The organism is Arthrobacter sp. BG5, from assembly GCF_056680155.1.
This window is the reverse complement of the sequence record NZ_CM155268.1, coordinates 2,279,556-2,302,404: the sequence shown is the minus strand read 5'-3', so window position 1 is coordinate 2,302,404 and position 22,849 is coordinate 2,279,556. Positions and strand designations below refer to the sequence as shown.

Annotated in this window: 24 protein-coding genes; 13 read left to right on the top strand and 11 right to left on the bottom strand. The window is 69.3% G+C overall.

The window, feature by feature from the left end; translation table 11 throughout:
• Positions 1-45: 45 nt before the first annotated feature.
• The 3 genes from AC1MBE_RS10695 to AC1MBE_RS10685 form a co-directional block, all read right to left on the bottom strand.
• The gene (locus AC1MBE_RS10695; RefSeq protein ID WP_479778055.1) at positions 46-792 is read right to left on the bottom strand and encodes an HAD family hydrolase; all 747 of its coding nucleotides are present in this window, start codon (positions 790-792) and stop codon (positions 46-48) included.
• Positions 793-898: 106 nt separating this feature from the next.
• Positions 899-1,909 carry a LacI family DNA-binding transcriptional regulator gene (locus tag AC1MBE_RS10690; protein WP_479778053.1) on the bottom strand — a complete coding sequence of 337 codons (1,011 nt, stop codon included), beginning with the start codon at positions 1,907-1,909 and terminating at the stop codon, positions 899-901.
• 274 nt (positions 1,910-2,183) lie between these two features.
• Complete coding sequence (locus AC1MBE_RS10685) at positions 2,184-2,801, bottom strand: alpha/beta hydrolase (RefSeq protein ID WP_479778051.1); 618 nt, start codon at positions 2,799-2,801, stop codon at positions 2,184-2,186.
• 313 nt (positions 2,802-3,114) lie between these two features.
• Between AC1MBE_RS10685 and AC1MBE_RS10680 the strand changes: the two genes are divergently transcribed.
• From AC1MBE_RS10680 to AC1MBE_RS10650, 7 genes are all read left to right on the top strand, one after another.
• Complete coding sequence (locus AC1MBE_RS10680; RefSeq protein WP_479778049.1) at positions 3,115-3,378, top strand: DUF6458 family protein; 264 nt, start codon at positions 3,115-3,117, stop codon at positions 3,376-3,378.
• Positions 3,379-3,952: 574 nt separating this feature from the next.
• Positions 3,953-4,789, top strand: coding sequence for a DeoR/GlpR family DNA-binding transcription regulator (locus AC1MBE_RS10675; protein WP_479778047.1), 837 nt, complete (start codon positions 3,953-3,955; stop codon positions 4,787-4,789).
• Entirely contained in the window at positions 4,786-5,772 is a 987-nt protein-coding gene (locus AC1MBE_RS10670) for a 1-phosphofructokinase family hexose kinase (RefSeq protein WP_479778045.1), read from the top strand. The genes AC1MBE_RS10675 and AC1MBE_RS10670 overlap by 4 nt, the downstream gene beginning before the upstream one ends.
• A gap of 2 nt (positions 5,773-5,774) precedes the next feature.
• A complete protein-coding gene (locus tag AC1MBE_RS10665) occupies positions 5,775-7,865 on the top strand; it encodes a PTS fructose transporter subunit IIABC (protein ID WP_479778043.1) in 2,091 nt (696 codons plus the stop codon).
• A gap of 58 nt (positions 7,866-7,923) precedes the next feature.
• Positions 7,924-8,202: an HPr family phosphocarrier protein gene (locus tag AC1MBE_RS10660; protein ID WP_138767728.1), complete on the top strand. Its 279-nt coding sequence runs from the start codon at positions 7,924-7,926 to the stop codon at positions 8,200-8,202.
• 590 nt (positions 8,203-8,792) lie between these two features.
• A complete protein-coding gene (locus AC1MBE_RS10655) occupies positions 8,793-9,296 on the top strand; it encodes an SRPBCC family protein (protein ID WP_479778041.1) in 504 nt (167 codons plus the stop codon).
• 2 nt (positions 9,297-9,298) lie between these two features.
• Positions 9,299-9,586 carry a DUF7218 family protein gene (locus tag AC1MBE_RS10650; protein WP_479778039.1) on the top strand — a complete coding sequence of 96 codons (288 nt, stop codon included), beginning with the start codon at positions 9,299-9,301 and terminating at the stop codon, positions 9,584-9,586.
• Between the two features lie 37 nt (positions 9,587-9,623).
• Here the strand turns inward: AC1MBE_RS10650 and ku are convergent, their stop codons facing one another.
• Positions 9,624-10,781: a non-homologous end joining protein Ku gene (ku, locus tag AC1MBE_RS10645; RefSeq protein ID WP_479778037.1), complete on the bottom strand. Its 1,158-nt coding sequence runs from the start codon at positions 10,779-10,781 to the stop codon at positions 9,624-9,626.
• Between the two features lie 40 nt (positions 10,782-10,821).
• Between ku and AC1MBE_RS10640 the strand changes: the two genes are divergently transcribed.
• Positions 10,822-13,407 carry an ATP-dependent DNA ligase gene (locus tag AC1MBE_RS10640; protein ID WP_479778035.1) on the top strand — a complete coding sequence of 862 codons (2,586 nt, stop codon included), beginning with the start codon at positions 10,822-10,824 and terminating at the stop codon, positions 13,405-13,407.
• A 29-nt stretch (positions 13,408-13,436) separates the two neighbouring features.
• Here the strand turns inward: AC1MBE_RS10640 and AC1MBE_RS10635 are convergent, their stop codons facing one another.
• The gene (locus AC1MBE_RS10635; RefSeq protein ID WP_479778033.1) at positions 13,437-13,694 is read right to left on the bottom strand and encodes a hypothetical protein; all 258 of its coding nucleotides are present in this window, start codon (positions 13,692-13,694) and stop codon (positions 13,437-13,439) included.
• A 72-nt stretch (positions 13,695-13,766) separates the two neighbouring features.
• Positions 13,767-13,997, bottom strand: a complete 231-nt coding sequence (locus tag AC1MBE_RS10630; protein ID WP_479778031.1) for a hypothetical protein — start codon at positions 13,995-13,997, stop codon at positions 13,767-13,769.
• Positions 13,998-14,111: 114 nt separating this feature from the next.
• On the opposite strand from AC1MBE_RS10630, the gene AC1MBE_RS10625 reads away from it, so the two are divergent.
• From AC1MBE_RS10625 to AC1MBE_RS10615, 3 genes are all read left to right on the top strand, one after another.
• Entirely contained in the window at positions 14,112-14,630 is a 519-nt protein-coding gene (locus AC1MBE_RS10625) for an N-acetyltransferase family protein (protein ID WP_479778029.1), read from the top strand.
• 253 nt (positions 14,631-14,883) lie between these two features.
• Positions 14,884-16,473 (top strand): MFS transporter, encoded by a 1,590-nt coding sequence (locus tag AC1MBE_RS10620; protein ID WP_479778027.1) that lies wholly within the window; start codon positions 14,884-14,886, stop codon positions 16,471-16,473.
• A 153-nt stretch (positions 16,474-16,626) separates the two neighbouring features.
• The gene (locus tag AC1MBE_RS10615; protein WP_479778025.1) at positions 16,627-17,694 is read left to right on the top strand and encodes an FUSC family protein; all 1,068 of its coding nucleotides are present in this window, start codon (positions 16,627-16,629) and stop codon (positions 17,692-17,694) included.
• A gap of 11 nt (positions 17,695-17,705) precedes the next feature.
• Here the strand turns inward: AC1MBE_RS10615 and AC1MBE_RS10610 are convergent, their stop codons facing one another.
• The 5 genes from AC1MBE_RS10610 to AC1MBE_RS10590 all read right to left on the bottom strand — a co-directional run bounded on the left by AC1MBE_RS10610 (position 17,706) and on the right by AC1MBE_RS10590 (position 21,466).
• Positions 17,706-18,494: an SDR family NAD(P)-dependent oxidoreductase gene (locus AC1MBE_RS10610; RefSeq protein ID WP_479778023.1), complete on the bottom strand. Its 789-nt coding sequence runs from the start codon at positions 18,492-18,494 to the stop codon at positions 17,706-17,708.
• Between the two features lie 32 nt (positions 18,495-18,526).
• Positions 18,527-19,252 carry a hypothetical protein gene (locus AC1MBE_RS10605; RefSeq protein WP_479778021.1) on the bottom strand — a complete coding sequence of 242 codons (726 nt, stop codon included), beginning with the start codon at positions 19,250-19,252 and terminating at the stop codon, positions 18,527-18,529.
• A 134-nt stretch (positions 19,253-19,386) separates the two neighbouring features.
• The gene (locus AC1MBE_RS10600) at positions 19,387-19,731 is read right to left on the bottom strand and encodes a GNAT family N-acetyltransferase (protein WP_479778020.1); all 345 of its coding nucleotides are present in this window, start codon (positions 19,729-19,731) and stop codon (positions 19,387-19,389) included.
• Positions 19,728-21,086, bottom strand: coding sequence for an acyltransferase family protein (locus tag AC1MBE_RS10595; RefSeq protein WP_479778018.1), 1,359 nt, complete (start codon positions 21,084-21,086; stop codon positions 19,728-19,730). Before AC1MBE_RS10595 ends, AC1MBE_RS10600 begins: the two co-directional genes overlap by 4 nt.
• 122 nt (positions 21,087-21,208) lie before the next feature.
• Entirely contained in the window at positions 21,209-21,466 is a 258-nt protein-coding gene (locus tag AC1MBE_RS10590) for a metal-sensitive transcriptional regulator (RefSeq protein ID WP_138767747.1), read from the bottom strand.
• 220 nt (positions 21,467-21,686) lie between these two features.
• On the opposite strand from AC1MBE_RS10590, the gene AC1MBE_RS10585 reads away from it, so the two are divergent.
• Both AC1MBE_RS10585 and AC1MBE_RS10580 read left to right on the top strand, forming a co-directional pair.
• Positions 21,687-22,535, top strand: coding sequence for an SGNH/GDSL hydrolase family protein (locus AC1MBE_RS10585; RefSeq protein ID WP_479778015.1), 849 nt, complete (start codon positions 21,687-21,689; stop codon positions 22,533-22,535).
• 89 nt (positions 22,536-22,624) lie between these two features.
• Positions 22,625-22,834 (top strand): dodecin, encoded by a 210-nt coding sequence (locus AC1MBE_RS10580; protein ID WP_479778013.1) that lies wholly within the window; start codon positions 22,625-22,627, stop codon positions 22,832-22,834.
• Positions 22,835-22,849: the final 15 nt, after the last annotated feature.

The window sequence follows — 22,849 nt, the reverse complement described above, 5'->3', positions numbered from 1 at the left end:
CCTTTGGCGGTGACGGTTGTGCGGGTGGGGTGTGGCGGCGGCCGGTTAGAGCAGCTCGGCCAGGTCGTTGACCACGATCGTGGCGCCGGCGTCGAGCAGGGTCTGCCGGCCCGCTCCGCGGTCCACGCCGATGACCGAATGGAAGCTCCCCGCGCTTCCGGCCTGGACACCGGAGACCGCGTCCTCGACGACGACGCACTCTTCACTGGGCAGGCCCAGCAGCCGTGCGGCGTACTGGTAGGTGGCCGGGCTGGGTTTGCCCGGCAGCCCCTCGGACACCGCGACGACGCCGTCCACCACCACCGGGAAGTAGTCCGACAGCCCGGCGGCCTTGAGCACCGGGACGGCGTTGCGGGAGGAGGAGACGACGGCGAGCTTGAGTCCGCGCTGGAGCGCTGCCTCGATGAAGCGGACGGAGCCCTCGAAAGGCGTCACGCCGCCGGCGGCGACGATGTCGTTGAAGACCTTGTTCTTGCGGTTCCCGAGGCCGTGCACCGTGTCGTGCGCCGGGTCGTCGTCGGCCGGCCCCTCGGGCAGCACGATGTTCCGCGAGGCGAGGAAGTCGCGGACGCCGTCGAAGCGGGGTTTGCCGTCGATGTGGTCAAAGTAGTCGCTCTCGCGGTAGCCCTGTGCCTCCGGGACGTTCTTGAGGAAACCGTCGAAGAGTTCCTGCCAGGCGCGCTCGTGCACCACCGCGGTGGGGGTCAGGACGCCGTCGAGGTCGAAGAGGATGGCGGAGGCGCCGGCGAGCACTCCGGCGGGGCCGGGCGTGGCTTGGGAATTCTCGGTCATGGTTTGGGGTCCTTTCAGACGGGGGCAGGGAGAGCCTTGGGAAGGTTGGTGGCCCCGCGGGACGGCGCTCCGGGGCCGGGCGCTTTTTTGGGGGCGGGGGCCGGCATCAGCGCCGTCGGCGGGTGGTCCTGCGCTCGACCAGCTTGGTCTCCAGCAGGTGCGTGGCAGGGGGATTCGGAAGCCCCGAGCGGTGCAGCCTTTCGATCAGCAGGTTGGCGGCGAACGCGCCTTGGTCGGCGACCGGCTGGGCAATAGTGGTCAGCCCGAGGAACCAGCTCATCTGATGATCGTCTATTCCAATGATGGAGACGTTTTTCGGCGCTGACAAACCGAGGTCCCGCAGTGCCATCAGCGCCCCGAAGGCAGTCTCGTCGCAGCCGGCGAACACGGCGGAGGGCATCCGGCGGTTTTCGATCAGTTCCGTCATGGCTCGGCGTCCGCCCTCGATGCTGGAGCCGGCGTCGAGCACCAGGTCGGGGTCGACGGTCAGCTCGTGCTCGGCCAGGGCCAGCTCGAAGCCGCGCCGCCGCGCGTCGGCGGTGTCCACCGAGCGGTCCCCCGGCTCGCGGCCGGCCAGCATCGCCAGGTCCCAGTGGCCCAGGCCGAGCAGGTGGCCGGTGGCTTGCCGCGCGGCCTCTTCGTTGTCGATCCCGACGTTGTCCCACGGCACGCCGCGCATGCCCACACTCGCGACGGCAAGGCCGGAGGCTTCGAGGGCGGCTATCTCGTCGCCGTCGAGGGCGACGTTGAGCAGCAGGACCCCATCCACCCGCTGGGCAAGGCCGGCCAGGTCGCCGAAGAGCTTGCGCTGCACGCTGGGCCGGTTCCGGAGGCTGATCAGCACGGTATCGAAGCCGCTGTCGGCGAAGACCTCCTCGGCGGCCTCGACGGCCCGGGCGAAGAACCAGGCCGTGGCGGTGGGGGTGATGATGGCCACGGACCCCGTGCTGCCGCCGGCCAGCCGGGCGGCCGCGGAGGACGCCTTGTAGCCCAGCTTGGCGGCCGCGTCCGTGACTTTGGCCTGGGCCTTTTCGGACACATTGGGGAGGTCGCGGAGGGCCCGGGAGACGGTGCAGATGGAGAGCCCGGAAAGGGCTGCGACGTCCTGGATGGTCACGCGTGGAGCCTTAGCCATGCGACACGGGCCTGGACCTTTCTTCCCCCTGAGTAGTGGGCCGATCAAATTGGCCAAAGATGAGTGTAAGCGCTTATAAATTCGGCGCGCAAGTGGCAGTCGCAGTCCATCGAATGGACTTGTCCGGCGGGGTGGGAGGCGGCGTCGGGCGGCGTTCGGCGCCGGCGTCCGGCCGTGTTCGCGCCGGCGTCGGGCCGTGTTCGGCGCCGGCGTCGGGCCGTGTTCGGCGCCGGCGTCGGGCGGCGCGGGAGGAGCCTCAGCGCAGCACGTAGTGACGCAGGAACGCGCCGACGTCCACGAGTTCGGCTGGGGAGACCGAGTGGCCCATTCCGGGGTAGCTGCGCGCCGTGAGCTGGGTGTTCAGGTGCAGCCATTCCTCGGTGTGCGCCGTCGCGGCGTCGTTGATCACCGGATCCGCTTTGTCCCGGCCCCAGAAGAACGGCGGCCGCGCGTCGAAGGACTCGCTCATGGCGAGAAGCTCGTTGTCCAGCACAAAGCCGGACAGTCCGACGACGGCACGGAAGCCCTCCGGCCGCAGCCGCAGCAGGGTGCTGGCCATGGCCATGCCCTGGGAGTAGCCGAGCAGGCTGACGCTGCTGTGCCGGCCCTTGACGGCGTCGATCCAGCTGAAGACCGAATTCGTCGCGGCGATGACGTCCGCGAAGTCGTGGGTGAGGAAGTAGTCCAGCAGGAACCAGCCGTAGTGGTCGCCGATTACCTTCGGCCCGCGGAGGGCGGCGCAGGTGAACGCGGACGGCAGGCTGGGAAACAGGTCCGCCATGCGGGTCTCGTCCGTGCCGTAGCCGTGCAGCATCACCAGCAGCGGCGTGCTGGCACGCTCGGCCTCCGGCTTTGACCAGACCACAGTATCCATGGGGACAGCCTAGCCAGCCGGCCCGGCCGCCGGCGCGCCAGGTCCGGCACCGGTGTCCGCTCCGGCCCCGGGTTTCCGCTGCGGATTCGGACAGATGCACCCCGGATCCGCGCCGCATCTGCCCGGAATCGACGCCGTCGTCCGGAAACGCCGCGGAAATGGACCCGGCACGGCCCGATTCAGCCCTCACCTGCGGATTCCCCGGCGGGGCGGCCGCGGAATCGTTGAAAGGACACGTACCTGGCTGTAGCGTGACGCTTGACAGCATGCTTAGCAATACCTATCGGTCCCACCGGACACCAAGGAGCAAGTCATGAGAATCGGTTCCTCCATCTTCCTCATCGCCATCGGCGCCATCCTGGCCTGGGCCATCGCGCCCGGACTGATCCCCAACGTGGACCAGACGATGATCGGCTACATCCTGATGGTCGTCGGCGTCATCGGGCTGGTCGCGTCCCTGATCCTGGCCTCCCCCGGCCGCGGCCGCACCCGCCGCGTTAGTGAAACCCGCTCCGTCGTCGACCCCAACACCGGCGAGACCATCACCCGCAATGAAAGCCGCGACGCCGGGATCTGATCCCGGACGCAGCAACGCGCTACGAAACTGACCCGGACGCCGGGCCGGACCTCTCAGGTCGGGCCCGGCGTCCTGCGTTTAAGCTGCAGCCGCCGAACTCATCACACCCGCCCTTCACAGCCCCGCTCAATACCCCGGCCCCGCGTCCGGACATGCCCAGCCCTGGACGCGCCGAATGGGCATACTCACCCTCGAACCCGACAGCCCGCTCATTGCCCCGGCCCCGCCTCCGGACATGCCCAGCCTTGGATGCGGCGAACGGACATAGTCCCGAAATGCCCACGCTTCGGCGCCAGGAATGAGCATGTGCCTAACGGCGGGCCGCGAGGAATGAGCATGTCCCCCACGGCGGGCCGCGAGGAATGAGCATGTCCCCTTCAAAGCGCACGGACCGGGCATGTCCCCCGGGCCGTCGACACCCATTTCTGCGTTCATGTGGTTTTTCGTTGACAAAGCCACACGAACAAAGATAAAGTCAATCAATTCCACTTCATGTGATGGGGGTCACCGAAGCAGCCGGAACCCCGGAACGTGAAGCAGCAACACCCGAAGTAAACGTCGCAATGGAGGGCAAGTGTTCGCCGAGGAACGCCAACAACTGATCGTGGAGCTCGTCGCCGCCAGCGGCCGGGCCAGCGTGACCGACCTCGCCGAGCGCTTCAGCATCACCACCGAAACCGTCCGCCGCGACCTGGCCGCCCTCGAGATCGCCGGCACCGTCCGCCGGGTCCACGGCGGCGCTGTCTCCCCGGAGCGCATCAGCACCACGGAAGAAAGCATCCTCGAGCGCACCGTGCAGCGGCAGCCCGAGAAGACCCGGATCGCCGAGGCGGCCCTGGCACTCATCCCGCAGGGCCGGTCCGGCAGCATCCTGATCGACGCCGGCTCCACCACCGAGGCCCTCGCTGAGCTGCTCGCGGCCCGCACGGCCGCCGCCGGAACCGCCGGAGCGACGGCCGCTGCCGGGGCCGGGGCCGGGGCCGCAGGCGACGCCGAACTCGTGGTCATCACCCACGCCCTGCCTATCGCGGCGAAGCTGTCCGGTGGGCCTGGCATCGCCCTGCACCTGCTCGGCGGCAAGGTCCGCGGCCTGACCCAGGCCGCCGTCGGCCAGTCCACCGTCGAAGCCGCCGGGCGGATCCGGCCCGACATCGCCTTCATCGGCACCAACGGCATTTCCGCGGCCTTCGGACTGAGCACTCCCGATCCTGAAGAAGCAGCCGTCAAGGCCGCCTTCGTCCATTCAGCGCGCCGCATTGTGGTGCTGGCTGATTCCTCCAAGCTGGACGCGGAAACGCTGGTCCAGTTCGCCTCCCTGAAAGATCTGGACACCGTGATCACAGACACGACACCCAGCCCGGACCTCGCCGCGGCCCTCGCGGACGCCGGAGTGGAGGTGGTGGTCGCATGATCGTCACCCTCACGGCCAATCCCAGCCTGGACCGCACCGTGGCGCTGCCCGGCCCCCTGCTCCGCGGCGAAGTCCAGCGCGCCATTTCCGTCCGGCAGGAGTCCGGCGGCAAGGGAGTCAATGTCTCCCGCGCCCTCGTGGCTTCCGGTCTAAAAACCCTTGCCGTGCTGCCGGGCGCGGCGGCGGACCCAGTGCTCGCCGGACTGCGGGACAGCGACGTGCCGTTCGCTGCCCTGCCCATCGGCGAGCCGCTGCGCAGCAACGTGGCGCTCACCGAGCCCGGCGGTGTCACCACCAAGATCAACGAGCCCGGCCCGGAACTAAGCGGCGAACAGCAGGAGGCCCTGATCGGTCTGCTGCTGGACTCCTCCCGCGGTGCCAGCTGGGTTGTCCTGGCCGGATCCCTTCCGCCCGGAGTCCCGGCCGACTTCTACGCCACCGTGACCCGGCGGCTGCGTTCCCTGCACGACGGCGCCGAGGCACCCCTCATCGCCGTCGACTCCTCCGGCGAACCGCTCGCCGCCGCGATCTCCGGGGACGCCCTGGGGAAACCGGACCTGCTCAAACCCAACGCCGAGGAACTGGCGGAACTGGCTGCCGCAGCCGGGTTCGCCACGAATAAGTCCGCCGAGGAACTCGAAGCCGATCCGGAGGCTGCCGCGGCAGCCGCCGCCGCCGTCGTGCGTTCCGGGGTGGGTGCCGTGCTCGCCACCCTCGGTTCCAAGGGTGCGGTGCTTGTGACGGCCGACGGCGCGTGGCTGGCCACGCACCCGCCGGTCAAGGCGGTCAGTACGGTCGGCGCCGGCGATTCCTCGCTGGCCGGCTACCTGCTCGCCTCCAGCCAGGGCGCCGCCCCGGCCGATTGCCTGCGTCAGGCGGTGGCCCATGGTGCCGCCGCTGCTTCCCTGCCCGGCTCCACCGTCCCGGCAGTGCACCAAACAACCCCCGCCGCCGTAACCATCACGGCCCTGAAAAAGGATTGACAGTGACCCAGCTCATTACTACCGAACTGGTCGAGCTCGACCAGAACCTGGGCAATACGCCCGAGGACGTGATCCGGCACCTGGCAGGCAGAGTTGCAGCCAACGGCCGCGCCACCGAAGTCGAAGGGCTCTTCACCGACGCCTTCGCCCGTGAATCCAAGACCGCCACCGGCGTGCCGGGCGGCATCGCGATCCCGCACTGCCGTTCGACGGCGGTCACGGAAGCGACGCTGGCCATGGCGCGGCTGTCCCAGCCGGTCGATTTCGGCGCCAAGGACGGCCCGGCAGACCTGATCTTCTTCATCGCCGCCCCGGAAGGCGCGGACCAGGAGCACCTCAAACTGCTCTCCAAGCTGGCCCGGTCCCTGATCAAAAAGGACTTCACCGCATCGCTGCGGGCCGCCGCCACGCAGGCCGAGGTCGTGGAGCTGGTCGAGGGTGCACTGGCGGACAAGCCCGCCAGCCACGCCGCCACCGTCCCCGCCGCCGCAGTCGCGGCGGCCGGAGCAAGCGCGGCACCGGCCGGTGCCAGCGGTTCACCCGCCGCGGCTGAAGCAGCCGCCGGGGCTCCCCGCACCAAACGCCTCGTCGCGGTCACGGCGTGCCCCACCGGCATCGCCCACACCTACATGGCCGCCGACTCCCTCGTGGCGGCCGCCAAGGAAGTCGGGGTGGACCTGCAGGTCGAGACCCAGGGCTCCTCCGGCGCCAAGGCACTGGATCCGGCCGTGATCGCCGCGGCCGACGCCGTGATCTTCGCCGTCGACGTCGACGTGCGCGGCAAGGAGCGCTTCGCCGGCAAGCCCGTGATCAACGCCCCGGTCAAGCGCGGCATCGACGAGCCGGACAAGATGGTCCAGGAGGCCCTCGCCGCGGCGGACAACCCCAACGCCCGGCGCGTGCCGCACTTCGGCGCCGAGGAACAGGCCCAGAACGAGGCCGAGGAAAAGGGCGAGCACATCGGCCAGAAGCTCAAGAAGGCCCTGCTCACCGGCGTCAGCTACATGATCCCGTTCGTGGCCGGCGGCGGCCTGCTTATCGCCCTCGGCTTCCTGATGGGCGGCTACCTGATCACGAATTTCGCCGATGACATCGTGGTGCAGAACAGCCTCTTCAACCTGCCCACGGAGTTCCCGGACAACGCCTGGGGCCCGCTGGGCGCCTACCTCGGGGCGGTGCTGTTCAAGATCGGCGCGCTCTCGCTGGGCTTCCTGGTTCCGGCCCTGGCCGGGTACATCGCCTACGCGATCGCCGACCGTCCCGGTATCGCCCCCGGCTTCGTCTCCGGTGCCGTGGCCGGATTCATGGGCGCCGGCTTCCTCGGCGGCATCGTCGGCGGCCTGCTCGCCGGCTACATCGCCCTCGTGATCGGCCGCCTGCAGGTGCCCCGCTGGCTGCGCGGCCTGATGCCGGTGGTCATCATCCCGCTGCTGGCCTCAATCGTCGCCTCGGGCCTGATGTTCCTGATCCTCGGCGGCCCGATCGTCGCCATCACCAAGGGCCTGAACGCCTGGCTCTCCGGCCTGACCGGCGCGGGTGCAATCGCCCTCGGCGTGATCCTGGGCCTGATGATGTGCTTCGACCTCGGCGGCCCGGTCAACAAGGTTGCCTACTCCTTCGCCGTCGCCGGGCTCGGCGCCGCATCCCTGGACAACCAGGCCCCGTGGCAGATCATGGCGGCCGTGATGGCCTCCGGCATGGTGCCGCCGCTGGCCATGGCCCTTGCCTCCACCGTGCTGAACAAGAAGCTGTTCAGCCTCGCCGAGCAGGAGAACGGCAAGGCCGCCTGGTTGCTGGGCGCCTCCTTCATCTCCGAAGGCGCCATCCCCTTCGCCGCGGCCGACCCGCTGCGCGTCATCCCCGCCAGCATGGTGGGCGGCGCGGTGACCGGCGCCATTTCGATGGCGGCCGGCGTCGGTTCCAAGGCTCCGCACGGCGGCATCTTCGTCTTCTTCGCGATCGACAACTTCCTGATGTTCGTCGTCTCGATCCTGGTCGGCACGGTGGTCACCGCGCTGTCCGTGATCGCGCTCAAGCGCTGGGCAGTCAAGAAGACCGTTGATACGGTTGAACCGGTTCCCGTAACCGTCTGAGCCGGTCCGAACAGACCTTCCCAAGCTGATCATCCAAAGCTGAAATCAAGGAGCAGAAATGACCGAACGTAACGCCACCATTGCCAGCCGCGTAGGGCTCCACGCCCGTCCGGCCGCCATCTTTGCCGAGGCTGCAGGCGAGTTCGATCTCGAAATCACCATCGCCCGGCTCGGCGAACCGGAAGACGAGGCCATGGACGCCGCCAGCATCCTGTCGCTGATGAGCCTGGGCGCATCGCACGGCGAGGTTGTGGTGTTGCGTGCCGAGGGCGACGGCGCCGACGCCGCCCTGGACCGTCTCGTCCAGATCCTCGAAACGGACCACGACGCCGAATAGCGGCCCGCCGCGGCGGCCCGGCAGCACCCTTCGCGGGGTGGTGCCGGGCCGCCGTCGTTTCCGCTCCCTGCCGCGCGGGACATGTCCAGTCCCCACCGCCGCGCCCGACTGGACATGTCCAGTCTTGGCCGCGGCGCGTGGGCATGGAGGCACTATGTCCAGCGGCGGCCCTGACCGGAGGGCATGTCCCGTGGTTTCTTGCAGACGGCCTCGAGGGGAGCGCGTTCCCAGCCATCACGCATACACCGGGAGCATGTCCAGTCCCCAACGCCGCGCCCGACGGGACATGTCCCGTCCCCAACGCCGCGCTCCACGGGACATGTCCAGTCTTGGCCGCGGCGCGTGGGCACAGGGGCACTATGCCCAACGGGGGACCTGACCGGAGGGCATGTCCCCTGGCTGCACCGACGCCGGGGTACTGACGGGGTGGTGCCGGGCCGCCGTCGTTTCCGCTCCCTGCGACTCTCCCGCACAATCCATAAGGGGCCTTAGTAAATGCTTGTGTTCCCCTCACGGCGTCGATAGTTTGGGAAACGCGGCCGCCGGCCGGGCAGCCGCCAGAACCAGTTCCAGGCTTAAGGAGACGAACCGTGGCAAGCGTGCAGGAGAGCATCGACGTCGACGTCCCCGTGTCGACCGCGTACAACCAGTGGACGCAGTTCGAGACCTTCCCGGTGTTCATGAGGGGCGTCGAGGCCGTCGAGCAAATCGACGAGACCTCCCTCCAGTTCCGCACCGACATCGCCGGCGTGCGGCGCGAGTACCTGGCCCAGATCACCGAGCAGACACCGGACCGCAGGATCGCCTGGGTCAGCACGGACAAACCCCGCAACGCCGGCACCGTCACGTTCGACTCCCTCGGCGCCGACCGCACCCGCGTCAGCGTGGAACTGGAGTGGGAGCCCGAAGGCATGGTGGAGAAGGCCGGTTCAGCGATCGGTGCGGACAGCCGCCAGGTCGGCGCGGACCTCGGCCGTTTCAAGGAATTCATCGAGTCCCGCGGCATCGAAACCGGCGGGTGGCGCTCTTCCGTTGACCGCGGCGAGGTCGACGACGTCGAGCCGGCTGATCACGCCGACGGGGGGCCGCGGTAGCCATGCCCACGAAGAAGGGTGAGCCGAAGGGTTCCGAAAGCCCCAGCATCAAGGACCCGGAACTCTACGAGGCCCTGTTGGACGACGGCGCCTCGAAGCAGAAGGCTGCCCGGATCTCCAACGCGGCGGCCAAGCGGGGCCGGTCCTCGGTGGGCCACAAGGGCGGCAAGTCCGGCGACTATGAGGACTGGACGGTCCCGCAGCTGAAAGAAAAAGCCAAGGAAATCGGGCTCAAGGGCTACTCGGCGAAAAAGAAGAGCGAATTGATCTCCGCGCTGCGGAATTCCTGAGCCGATGACGGCAGCGCCGCAGGCGGCTACCCCCGGCTCAGGCGCCCTTGCGCGCCGCGCCCCTCGCCGCAGTTGTCTTCGCCGCCCCCTTCGCCGCAGTTGTCTTGGCGGCAGCGGTCTTGGAAGCTGCGGTTTTCGATGCGGCACTCTTCGACGCCGTCGCCTTGGCCGCGGTGGTCTTCGCGGAGGTCGTCTTGGACGCCCTGCCGGTTCCGCCGGTACCGCCGGAGGCCGCCTTCGCGGTGGTTTTGGCGGTTGCCTTCGGGGCCGCCTTGGACCGGGGTGTCCGGGCCGGGGCAGCTTTGGACTTGCTGCCGCCCGCCGCGCCGTCGTCCTCCCCTGCACCACCGTCGTCGTCCGCAGCGTCGTCCGCAGCGTCGTCCGCAGCGGCGCGGGAACCGGCAGCGGCTCCGCGCTTGCGCTCGATGCTGCGCTTCAGCGCGTCCATCAGGTCGATCACCTCGCCGGTCCCGGCCTCCGCCGCCGGGGCGCCGAAAGTCTCCTCGGTGTCCAGCGACTCGCCCTGTTCGATCTTGGCATCGATCAGCTGCCGCAGTTGGACCTGGTACTCGTCCGTGAACTGCTCCGGCTCGAAGTCCGCCGCCATCGAGTCCACCAGGGCTGCGGACATTTCCCGCTCCTGCGCCGAGATCCGCACGCTGGTTTCAAGCGCGGGGAAGCTCGCCTCGCGCACCTCGTCAGCCCACAGCAGCCCCTGCAGCACCAGCACATCGCCGCGGATCCGCAGCGCCCCCAGCCGGGTCTTTTCCCGCAGCGCGAACTGCACGACGGCCACCCGGTCGGTGTCTTCCAGCGCCCGGCGCAGCAGCACGTAGGCCTTGGGCGACTTGGCATCCGGCTCGAGGTAGTAGCTTTTCTCGAACATCATCGGGTCGAGCTGCTCCGCGGGCACGAACTGCACCACTTCGATCTCGTGGCTGTTCTCCGCCGGGATCGACTTGAGTTCCTCGCGGCTGAGGATCACCGTGCGGCCCTCGTCCTCATAGGCCTTGTCGATGTCCTCGTAGTCGATGATCTTGCTGCAGACTTCACACCGGCGCTGGTAGCGGATCCGGCCGCCGTCGGCGTTATGGACCTGATGCAGGCTGATGTCGTGGTCCTCGGTGGCGCTGTAGACCTTCACCGGCACGTTGACCAGCCCGAACGCTATCGCGCCTTTCCAGATGGCTCTCATGGCACAAGTGAACACCAGAGCCGGACGGAGGTGAAGTGTTTTGGCTGACAGCAAGGAACGCGTCCGCGTTGACGGCCGGGAACTGGTGCTGACCAACCTCGAGAAAGTGATGTACCCGGAGACCGGGACGACCAAGGCCGATGTGCTCGCCTACTACGCCGCGGTGGCCCCCGTCCTGATCCCGGCCGCGGCGAACCGTCCGGCCACCCGGAAGCGCTGGGTCCACGGCGTGGGCACCGCCGGGGCGCCGGGCGAGATGTTCTTCCAGAAAAACCTGGACCACTCCACGCCGGGCTGGGTGCCGCGCGCGTCCATCACGCACAAGGAGCGCACCATCCAGTACCCGCTGGTCAACGATCCGGCCACGCTCACCTGGCTGGCCCAGATCGCGGCGCTGGAGATCCACGTGCCGCAGTGGCGGGTGGATTCGCACGGCAACGCCATGCCGCCGGACCGGCTGGTGCTGGACCTGGACCCCGGCGACGGCGCAGGCCTGGCCGAGTGCGTAGAAGTCGCCAAACTGGCCCGCAGCATCCTGCAGGACGTGGGCCTGGAGCCCGTTCCCGTGACCAGCGGCAGCAAGGGCATCCACCTTTACGCCGCGCTGGACGGGACCCAGAGCTCGGACCAGGTCTCGGAGTTTGCCCACGAACTGGCCCGGGCGCTGGAGGCGGACCACCCGGACCTGGCGGTCAGCGACATGAAGAAGACCCTGCGCACCGGCAAGGTGCTGGTGGACTGGAGCCAGAACAGCGTCGCGAAGACCACGATCGTGCCCTACTCGCTGCGCGGCAGGCTCCGGCCCACCGTGGCGGCGCCGCGGACCTGGCGGGAACTCGGCTCGCCGTCCCTGCACCAGCTCGACTACCGGGAGGTTATCAAGCGGGTGCAGGCGGGCAAGGACCCGTTCGCAGCCATCTCCGGCGGCGCTCACGGCGGCATTCACGCCGCGCACCCCGGCGCCCCGGCGGCCAACGCCGGCGCCACGCCCGAATCCGACGGCCACCCCAAAGTAAGCACCGGCGACGGCGGCAACACCGACCCCCGGCTGGAAACCTACCGGGCCAAGCGGGACGCGACGGCCACGCCGGAGCCGTTCACCGCCGAACAGCACCGCAGCAGGACCGACGGCGGCACGCTCCGGGAAAGCTTCGTCATCCAGGAGCACCACGCCAGCCGGCTGCACTTCGATTTCCGCCTCGAGCGCGACGGCGTGCTGGTGTCCTGGGCGCTGCCCAAAGGCGTCCCCACCACCAAGGCCAAAAACCACCTCGCCGTCCAGACCGAGGACCACCCGATGGACTACGCGGACTTTGAGGGCACCATCCCCAAGGGCCAGTACGGGGCGGGCACCGTCAGCATCTGGGACCACGGCCACTACGAGTGCGAAAAGTGGATCGCTGGCAAGGAGGTCATCGCCACCCTCACCGGAGCGGAGGGCGGCGGGCTGGGCGGCACCCGGAGGTTCGCGCTGATCCACACCGGCCAGGCCAACGACCAGTGGCTCATCCACCTCATGGACACCCCCGACGCCGGGCACGGGCACCAAGCAGCCCCGGCGGGCCGCCGGCCGGCGGCGGCAGACCCCCCGGCCGGCTCCGCCCGCGGCCCTGCCGCCGCCGGCCCGGCCGGCTCCGCACCGGACCCGGCGGAGCTCGCGCCGATGCTGGCGAGCGCCGGTACCCCTGCGGACCTGGCGGACAAGGACTGGCAGTTTGAACTCAAGTGGGACGGCGTCCGGGCCCTGGTCCTGGGCGACGCGGACCGCATCCGGCTGATCAGCCGCAACGGCAAGGACATGTCCGCCAGCTACCCGGAGCTCACGGAGCGTTCCTGCTGGCCGCCGCAGGACTTCGCCGCAGACGGCGAGATCATCGCCGTCGGTCCGTCCGGCCGCCCCGATTTCGGGCTGCTGCAGGGGCGGATGAAGCTGAGCAAGGCTGCCGACGTCGCGAAGGCGCAGGCTTCCACCCCGGTGCGCCTAATGCTTTTCGATCTGCTTACCGAGGGCGGGGAGGACTTGCGGCGCCGCCCCCTCCGGGAGCGGCGGGACCGGCTGGAGTCCTTCTTCGGGGCCGGCGTCGGGGCCGGTTCCCGGGGCGGCGCCTGCCCGGTGGAACTGTCCGAGGTGATCGACGCCGACGTCGGGCACATCCTGGAAAGCGCCGAGGAGCTGGGGCTCGAGGGCGTGATGGCCAAGCGCACCGGCGGGCGCTACGTCGGCCAGCGCAGCCGGTCCTGGCTCAAGCTCAAGCTCGGGAAGACCCAGGAAGTGGTGGTGGGCGGCTGGCGGCCGGGCAACGGTGGGCGCCGCGACACGGTCGGTTCGCTGCTGCTGGGCATCCCGGAGGGGACGAAGCTGCGCTACGTGGGCCGGGTGGGCAGTGGTTTCAGCGGCCGCGAACTCAGGGAACTGCGCCAGCAGCTGGATGCTTTGCCGCGCAAGACCTCGCCCTTCGCGGAGGTCCCCGCCGAAGACGCCTCGGACGCCCGGTGGGTGTCCGCGAAGCTGGTGGGCGAGGTGGCGTTCGGCGAATGGACAGCCGGCGGGAAACTCCGCCACCCGGTCTGGCGCGGCTGGCGCCTGGACAAGGCCCCGGCCGACGTCGTCGTCGAACATGGCTGAGGGCCCGCCGTGGCGGACCCCCAGGGTGTTTAGTCGTGATGCGGGATCTGCGGGCGGCTCTGCCGGTGGATGGCCGCGTCTGCCACCTGCTGTCCCTGCTGCCCGCGGACAACGTCGCGGTCCTTGGGATGACGGTGCTTCCCGCTGCCGTCAGGCCACTCATGGCCGTCCGCGGGCGACGGCGGTTCCGGGCGCTTGCTCTCGGGCCCGGGCACCTCGTCCATGGACTCCGCCAGGTGGCCTGCAACCTCCGGCTCGATCTCTTCTTTCGAGTGATGATCCGCCATGGCTCTTCCTTTCTGCGATGAAATGAAGCGTCCCCCAATCGTAGGTCGGCGCCGTTGAGATGTCTCTAGGTCCTACCAGCGGACTTTCTTCTGCGCGGGACCCTGCTTGCCGCTGGCGTGGGTGGGCTTATGGCTGCGGCCGACGCTGGGCAACCCGGCCCCGCCGCGGGACTTGCTGGCCAGCATTTCCCTCTGGGCCTCGGTGAGGCGGGATTTCATGCCCTGCTCCGCTTTCGGTGCGGCCGGGGGCTCGTCCGCGCCGGGCGTTCCGGGCTGTTCCTGCTTGCCGGTGTTCTCTGTCATGGGTGGCTCTCCTCGGCTCGGCTGTTGCCAACGCCGGCAACGACGCCGGCGTTGGGTCAACCATAGGCGGCGTCCGCACCCGTTGGACAGAGGCACGAAAAGTTAGGCTGGGGCATGGAGTACACGCTTCGCCAAGCCACTGCCGACGATGCCGACGCCCTGGTCCGGATGCACACCCTCGCTCACGAGCAGTGCTACGCGGCCCAGCTGCCCGCGGCGTTCTTTGAAGCCCGCCGCGCCACCATCCCTGAGCGGGTGGAACGGCGCCGGCCCCACCTGGACAGTGCCGAACCCCGGATCATCGCGCTGGACGCAGCCGGCGAAATCGTTGGATTCGCCGACGCCGGACCGGGGCGGGACGCGGACCGGCCCCGAAAACTGGAGCTGTATTCCCTCTACACGCTGACCCGCGCCTACGGCAGCGGGCTCGGCGCCGCCCTGCTGGAAGCCGCCATCGGCGACTCCCCCGCGTACCTGTGGGTGTTCGAAGACAACCCACGGGCCCGGGCCTTTTACGCCAAGCACGGGTTCCAGGCCGACGGGGAACGGAAACTGCTGCCGGCCGACTGGTACGAACTGCCCGAGATACGCCTGGCGCGGCCGGCCGCAAGGGCCCGAAAGGCTGCTCAATAGTCCCGAAAAGGGCCCAGATCCGGGCCGACGCGAAAAAACTTGGCGGAAAGTTCCCGGATGCGGCTTCTTCCCAAGAGCGGCGCGGATAAATCCGGCACGAAGTCACCGCCGATAGCGCCCCTTTGGCGCCGGAATCGGCTGATCATACGGCACCAAAGTCGGAAAGGCCATGGAAATCGCGTAAAATTGAAAGCCTGCCCGGAGCGGGGCAGCTACAAGTCGCAAGCAAATGACCTCCACAGGAGTTGCCCAAATGCCCAAAGACCGAAGCACGACCGACTCTTCAGCTGGTGTTTTGAACGCCAGCGGAACCAACCAAGGCGCACCCAGGGGCGCCAAGAAACCGAAGCTGCGCCGACGTCGGCTCCGCGAGTCCGACGTCAACGTCGTCGACCAGCCGATGCTGAAAAAAGCGCTCGGCGGCACCATCGTGGGTAACACCATGGAATGGTACGACGTCGGCGTGTTCGGCTACCTGATCACCACCATGGGGCCGGTCTTCCTGCCCGAGGCGGACAAGTCTGTCCAGACCCTATTCCTGCTGGGCACCTTCGCCGCCACCTTCATCGCGCGCCCTCTCGGCGGCGTTGTGTTCGGCTGGCTTGGCGACAAGATCGGCCGGCAAAAGGTCCTCGCCGCGACCCTGATGATCATGGCGGCCAGCACCTTCGCCGTCGGCCTCCTGCCCGGCTACGCCCAGATCGGCATCTGGGCCGCGGTCCTGTTGGTCCTGTTCAAGGTCATCCAGGGCTTCTCCACCGGCGGCGAGTACGCCGGCGCCACGACCTTCGTGAGCGAGTACGCTCCGGACAAACGGCGCGGATTCTTCGCCAGCTTCCTGGACATGGGCAGCTACCTCGGCTTCGCCGCCGGCGCCGCCCTTGTGTCCGTGCTGCAGCTGACCCTCGGCCAGGACACCATGGAGCAGTGGGGCTGGCGTATCCCGTTCCTGCTGGCCGGTCCGCTGGGCCTGATCGCCGTCTACTTCCGGAGCAAGATCGAGGAATCCCCCCAGTTCCAGGCCACCCTGGACGCCCAGGAAAACCTCGCCAAGGACGCCACCGCCGCCGACACGGCCGCGTCCAAGGGCCCGGTGGGCATTGTGAAGGCCTACTGGCGCTCCATCATCGTCGCGATGATCCTGGTAGCCGCGGCCAACACCGCCGGCTACGCCCTGACCTCGTACATGCCGACCTACCTCACCGAGTCCAAGGGCTATGACGAGCTGCACGGCACCCTGCTGACCATCCCCGTGCTGGTCATCATGAGCCTCTGCATCCCGCTCACCGGCAAGCTCTCCGACCGGATCGGCCGCCGCCCCGTGCTCTGGATCGGCGCCCTGAGCACCGTCGTCCTGGCCACCCCCGCGTTCCTCCTGATCGGCGTCGGTGAGATCTGGTCCACGTTGGCCGGCCTCGCCCTGATCGCCTTCCCGGTGACGTTCTACGTGGCCAACCTGGCTTCCGCGCTGCCGGCCCAGTTCCCGACGGCCAGCCGCTACGGCGCCATGGGCATTGCGTACAACTTCTCGGTGGCGATCTTCGGCGGCACCACCCCGTTCATCGTCGCCGCGCTGATCAACGCGACCGGCAACGACATGATGCCGGCCTACTACCTGATGGCCACCTCGGCGATCGGCGCAGTGGCGATCTACTTCCTGAAGGAATCGGCTCAGATGCCGCTGCCGGGCTCCATGCCGAGCGTCGACACCCAGGCCGAGGCCCGCGAACTGGTGGAGACGCAGGACGAGAACCCGCTGATCGACCTGGAGCACATGGACATGCCGCTCACCTCGGCCGACGCAAACGGCGGGGACGCCGGCAAGGTTCCCGCCCGGGCCTAGTCCAGGCCCCCGGCCCGAACGCCCTCACCAGCGCCCCGCCCAGAGAGGCCTGTCCCGCGTACTTTTCCATTGGGGGAAGCACCCGGGGCAGGCCTTTGGCGCGTTTGTCTGCCGCCCCGCCCCCACCCCGATCCGACCCCCGAGGAGGTCCGCGTGCAGTCCCTGTTGCGGCATGTCCGCGTCCTGCACCGTCTTGGCCCGGCGAACCGCGACCATGTCTCGGCGCTGCGCGTCGCCGTGAGCGTGGCGGTGCCGTCCCTGGCGCTGCTCGCGGCCGGGCGCCCGGACCTCATCATCTACGCCGTGTTCGGCGCCCTCACCGGGATGTACGGCCGTTCCGAACCGCACCAGCTCAGGCTCAAGCACCAGCTGCAGGCGGCCTTCGTGCTGGTGGGCGGGCTGGGCGTCGGCGTCCTGCTCTCGGTGAACCAGCTCCACTCTTGGGCGCTCGTGGCCGTGGAATCGGTCTTGGCCGCCGCGGGCTCCCTGTTCGCGGACAGGGTCGGGCTGCGGCCCAATGGCCCGTTCTTCGGCATCCTGGCCCTGGGGGCCTGCGCCTCCATCCCCACCGCGGTCCCGTGGCCGCTCGCCGTCCTGATTGGCGCGGGGTCCGCGGCGTTTGCCATGGCGGTCGGCTTCGGCGGCTGGGTCCGTGGGCGGTCCTGGCAGCGCGGCGCGGAACGCGACGTGCCGCCGCTGCGCGGAGTCCGCCGCCGCGCGGCCTGGATCCACGCGGCACGGTATCTGGTTGCGGTCGCGGCGGCCGGCAGTGTCGGAGTGATCAGCGGCAGCGGGCACCCGCACTGGGCGATGGCCGCCGCGGCGGTCCCCCTGGCGGGCGCGGACCTGCCCAGCAGCGTCTACCGCGGTCTGCACCGGATCGTCGGCACCCTGCTGGGCCTGGTGGTGGTCGCCGTGGTGCTGTTCCCCTGGGCGGGGTCACCGCTGCGGCTCTTTCCCGGGCATGAAACGGCGGTCGTGGCGGTCCTGGTGATCGTCCTGCAATTCACCACCGAGCTCTTTATGGCCCGCCACTACGGCCTCGCAATGGTGTCATTCACGCCCGTGATCCTGCTGATGACGCAGCTGGCCTTCCCCGCCGATCCGCAGCTGCTGGTGGCGGAACGGGCGGTCGAGACCCTGATCGGCGCCTGCACGGGGATCGCCGTGGTGGTCCTGATCCGGCGCCGCCGGCCGGCCGCCCCGGCGGCGCTCAGGTAGCGCGACCGCGCCTACTTCGCGCGCCGCGGCGGGCCCGCGACCAGCCGGGCGGGCAGTACGCGCGTCGCAGCGGTGAGAATCTTGTAGCGCCTGCTCGGAATGGAGACCGCTTTGCCCTTGTCATTGTCGGCGAGGCCCTCGCGGACCACCTGGTCGGCCTGCAGCCACATCCAGCGCGGCGCCACCGTCTTGTCCATGCCCATCCGGTCGTGGAATTCGGTGTGCGTGAAGCCGGGGCACACCGCCGTCACCTTCACCCCGCGCCCGGCATAGGCGAGGTTGGCCCAGCGGCTGAAGCTGAGCAGCCACGACTTCGCGGCGGAATAGGTTTCGCGGGGCAGGAACGCCGCCACGGACGCCACGTTGATGATCCGGCCCGAACGCCGTTGCAGCATGCCCTGCAGCGCGGCGTGGGAGAGTTCCATGGCCGTCTCGACGTGCAGCCTGAGGTGCCGCTTTTCGTCCGCGATGGCGTTGTCGGCAAAGGACTGCAGCAGCCCGATCCCGGCGTTGTTGACCAGGATGTCCACCGGCCGTGCCGGATCGCTCAGGCGTGCAACGACGGCGGCCACACCGGCGTCGTCGGCCAGGTCGGCGGCCAGTGTCTCGGCCCGGACGCCGTAGCGGTTTTCCAGTTCCGCTGCGCGGTCCCGCAGCCGCGCCTCGTCACGTGCCACGAGAACGACCGGGTGGCCCTGCTCGGCGAGCTGGCGGGCGAATTCGGCCCCGAGGCCGGCGGTGGCGCCGGTGACCAAGGCGGTGCCGGGGGTGGCTGACGATCCGTGCGCGGGTGTGTTCATAGCCACAGCCTAGCGGCGCGGCCTGCGGGGCGTCAGGCGGGCACCGGACCGGCGGCGAGTTCGCCGTCCGCCGGGCCGTCCGGGGCGCTGTTCACGTCGGCGGGGACCCGCCCGGCGCCGGCCGCGTCCGTGGCACGGTAGCGCTGCTGCAGCTCTTCGGCGGCGAGCTCGTACCAGGTGTGGGCGCCGAAGGAGGGGCTGGGGGTGTCCAGGTGTCGGTACAGCGCGTCGGCCAGCTGGCCGAGGGCCTCGTCGGAGAGTGCCTGCACGGTGGCGGCAGGATCAAGGGTCCCCTCGAAGTAGTCAGAGAGCTCAAGGCCCTCGATCAACTCCGAATCGGCGCAGCCGGTACCGTCCGGCGCGGGAGCGGCGCCGTCGATGGTCTCGACTTCCGCGAGGAGCCGGCCGTTGACGGCTCCGCTGATTGCGCCGTCCAGGCCCGCGAGCGCCTCCCCGTCGGAGCCGACGTGCAGCAGGCAGATCGGCAGCTCGGCTGGTTCCTGGAGGCGGACCCGGAAGGACTCCGAGCCGCCCGGGACAATTCCGACGGCGGCCGCCACGGGGTCCGGCGTGGCCACCGGGTCCTTGGTTGCGGCGAGCCGGCGGAGGTAGAGCAGGATCTCCGGGTCGAGGTGGGTGGCGCCGTGCAGATCGATGCTCACGTCCGAGCCGGCGGCAAGACGGCTGGCGCGTCGCACGATGTGCAACAGGGCGGGGTAGCTTGCCTGGGTCAGGCAACCGGTAACTTCGAGAGTCACGTGTCCGGGATCGACATCAACACGGACAAGCACACGCAGTTTGTGGTTCACGGGGTTCTCCAAATGACACGTCCTTGAGCCAACTGCATAACTCAAGCTAAACCATACGAAATTGTCGCCCCGCTCACAAGCGGTTACGCCCCTGCTGGCGCCTGTTCCGGCCAGTCGATGCACTGGTTGTAGGCGTCGTGTTTGCGCAGGTAGCGGTAGATATAGGGGCAGTGCGGGATGATCCGCTTCCCCGAGGCCACCACATCGTCCAGCGCGAAGTGGGCGAGCACACCGGCCAGCCCCTGCCCCTTGAACTGCTCGGCCGTCTCGGTGTGGATGAAGTCCACATGGCCCGGCCGGTCGATGTAGCGCACCTGGACCGCGAGCTTGCCGCCGACGTGCAGCTCATAGCGGTGCAGGGCATCATTGCGGGTGGTGGAGACGTCCGGGCTGAACGTGTCTTCAGTAGTTGCCGAGTTCTCCGTCATGGTTCGAGATTGGCACTTAATGGCGGGTGTGGCAATGGCAGTCCGGATCCGTCCGGCCCGCTTGCCGCGGAGCCCCCGGCGGGGCTCCTGGCCGCGCCCCGGGCCGGAACCCGGCCAAGCAGCAGCACGGCGAGCGCAAAGCAGGCCGCCCCGCCGCCGAGCAGCCCCACGGTGAGGCCGTTGAGCGCCGCGTCGGCCACCGGGATGAAGACGACGACGGCGGCGGCCGTCAGCACCGCGGCCACCGGCCGCGGGCGGGACTGGCCCGGCGCCGTCGGCCGCTCCTCCAGCCGGCCGAACATCACCAGCACCGGCACCAACAGGACGACCACGCCCAGCAGCACCAGCGGGCGCGTCCACCACCACGCCGCGCTCCCGCCGGCCGGCTGCGGAAGGTCCGTCAGCAGCAGCAGGCCGGACATCGCCGCCAGCAGCGGCAGATGCCACAGGTAGACGGTCATCGAGCGCCGCCCCACCCGGGCCAAAACCCTGCGGACCCGGCCCAGCGCCACCAACCGGGAAAGCAGCGGCCGGACCAGCTGCAGGGTGGCGGCCTGGGCGGCGGCCAGCAGGAACAAGGTCAGGTTAGGCGGGTTGAGGTTGACCAGCATGTTCCCGGAGTAGAGCCGCAGCACCACCAGGACCCCGAGCAGCAGATTGGCCGCCCCAACGATGCCGAGCAGTCCCGGCGGCGCCAGGCCCTGCAGTTTCCCGTCGGCCACGAGGAAGCCAAGCTGCTGCACAGCGCACCAGAGGAAGACCATGTTGGCGTAGGCCAGCCCGGGCAGCGCGCCGCGGAAGCAGTCCACCGCCACCACAAGGACAACCAGTCCGGCAAGGGTGGACCAGGGCGCCCGGTCATGGAGCGCGGCCAGCCAGGGCAGATTCAGCTGCGCGGCGAGGTAAGCGGCCAGGAACCACAGCGGCATGCCCGCGCCGGTGGTCAGCAGCGCGATGACCTGCGGGTCCACTCCGCTGAGCCTGGCGGCCCACAGGCCTGTGAACATGGCGGCCAGCAGCACGGCCGCCGGGCGGATCAGCCGCAGCAGCCGGCCCTGGACGAACTCGACGGCGCTGCCGCCCCGGTCGCGCAGCCGGCGCCAGGAATACAGGCCGGTGACCCCGCCGGCGACGAAGAACAGTGGCATCACCTGCAGCACCCAGACCACCGGCTCGAACCAGCGCTGGTTGCCCAGGGTGTTTTCCGAGCTCACGGTGCCGTCCGGATGCAGGACCGGGCTCACCATCATCGTGTGGCCGATGACGACCAGCGCGAGGCAGAAGAAGCGGGCCAGGTCGATGACCAGGTCGCGCTCCGGCGCGGCCGCTGCCGGGCCGCCTGCGGGCTGCTGCATGGAACTCCTTAGCCTCGCGGCAGGGTCACCCGGCCGCGTTTCCTCCATTGTCGGCCGTGCCGGAGGGAACGCAAGAGGCCGGGATCATCAGCTGATCCCGGCCTCTTGGCGATGGCATGCGCTTATGCGAGCGAGAGGAAAAGCTTCTCCAGCTCGGCACGGTCCAGGCTCGGATCCTCCTGCTGCATGCACTGCTGCAGCCCGGTGGCGATGATGGAGAATCCCGCCTTGTCCAGGGCGCTCGAGACGGCGGCGAGCTGCGTGACGACGCTCTTGCAGTCCCGGCCTTCTTCGATCATGCGCGTGACCGCAGCGAGCTGGCCCTGGGCACGGCGCAAGCGGTTAATGACGGACTTCATGTCCGTGGGATCGAGTTCCATGGCGGCCTCCCGGAGTAAATGGTTTCCCTACTATGATATACCCCCCTTGGTATTTTCCGTACCCCGTGTGGTATTGGAGGCTCCGGCTGCTCCGTAGGCGCCGTTCTGGCGCCTCAGAGCGGCCGTTACAGAGCAGCCGTTGGCCAAACCGGCGCGGATACCCTCCGGTAGGTACTTACGTCCCTACCGGAGCCGGGGCGGTAAGCGTATTGCTGAAGATGTGAACGCGGCCAGCTTCGGTAATCCGGCGAGGGCCCGAAAAGGTGCCACCACCGGCCCGGGCCCCTGGAAACGCTACGTTGCCCTCGGGGATTCGTTCACCGCCGGCCTCGGCGACCCCGAGCCCCTGAGCCCCGGCGGCATGAGGGGCTGGGCGGACCGGATCGCCGAGGAACTCAGCGCCGCCCGCGGCGATTTCTCCTACGCCAACCTGGCCATCAGCGGCCTGGTGCTGCAACAGATCGTGGACCAGCAGCTCGGCCCGGCGATCGCCCTGAAACCGGACCTGGTGACGCTGTCCGCGGGCGGCAATGACCTGGTGTTCCACCGCCGGGACCCCGACCGGCTCGCGGCGAGCCTTGACGCGGCAGTCGCCGCGCTCTCGGCCGCCGGGGCGACCGTGGTGCTCTTCACCGGCCCGGATTGGGGGGACACCCCGGTCTTCGGCCATATCCGGGGCAAGGTGGCCGTTTTCAACGAGAACATCCGGACCATCGCGGCCCGCCACCACGGCGTGATTGCGGACCTGTGGACGCTGCGGCAGTTGAGCGACCCCCGGATGTGGGATCCGGACCGCCTGCACTTCTCCCCGCTGGGCCACCACACGATCGCGGGCATGGTCCTGGACACACTGCAGGTCCCGCACGGCCTGCAGCCGCTGCAACCCAAACCGCTGCCGGCCGGCAACTGGCGGGAGACCCGGGCCGGCGACCTGGCCTGGGCCACGCACTACCTGCTGCCCTGGATGATCCGGCGCGTCCGGCCTCGCGACGGCGACGCGCCGCCTGCGGCCAAGCGGCCCCAGCCCGGGCCGGTCTTCGGCTCATCAGCCACTGCCGCCCACCCCTAGTCCGGCCGGGATCTGTCGGCTACTCTGCAGGGACGGCCCCCGGCCACCGGCCGGACACAGCAGACCGATGACGATCACGAGGAGCGAAGTTGTCTAATCACACCTACAGCATTTCTGAAATTGTCGGGACCTCGACTGAAGGCGTGGACGCCGCGGTCCGCAACGGCATCGCCGAGGCCGCCAAGACGCTGCGGAACCTGGACTGGTTCGAAGTCAAGGAAATCCGCGGGCACCTCGAGAACGGCCAGGTAGCCGACTGGCAAGTGACCATCAAGCTCGGGTTCCGGCTGGAGCGCTGACGTCCGGAAGGGCGG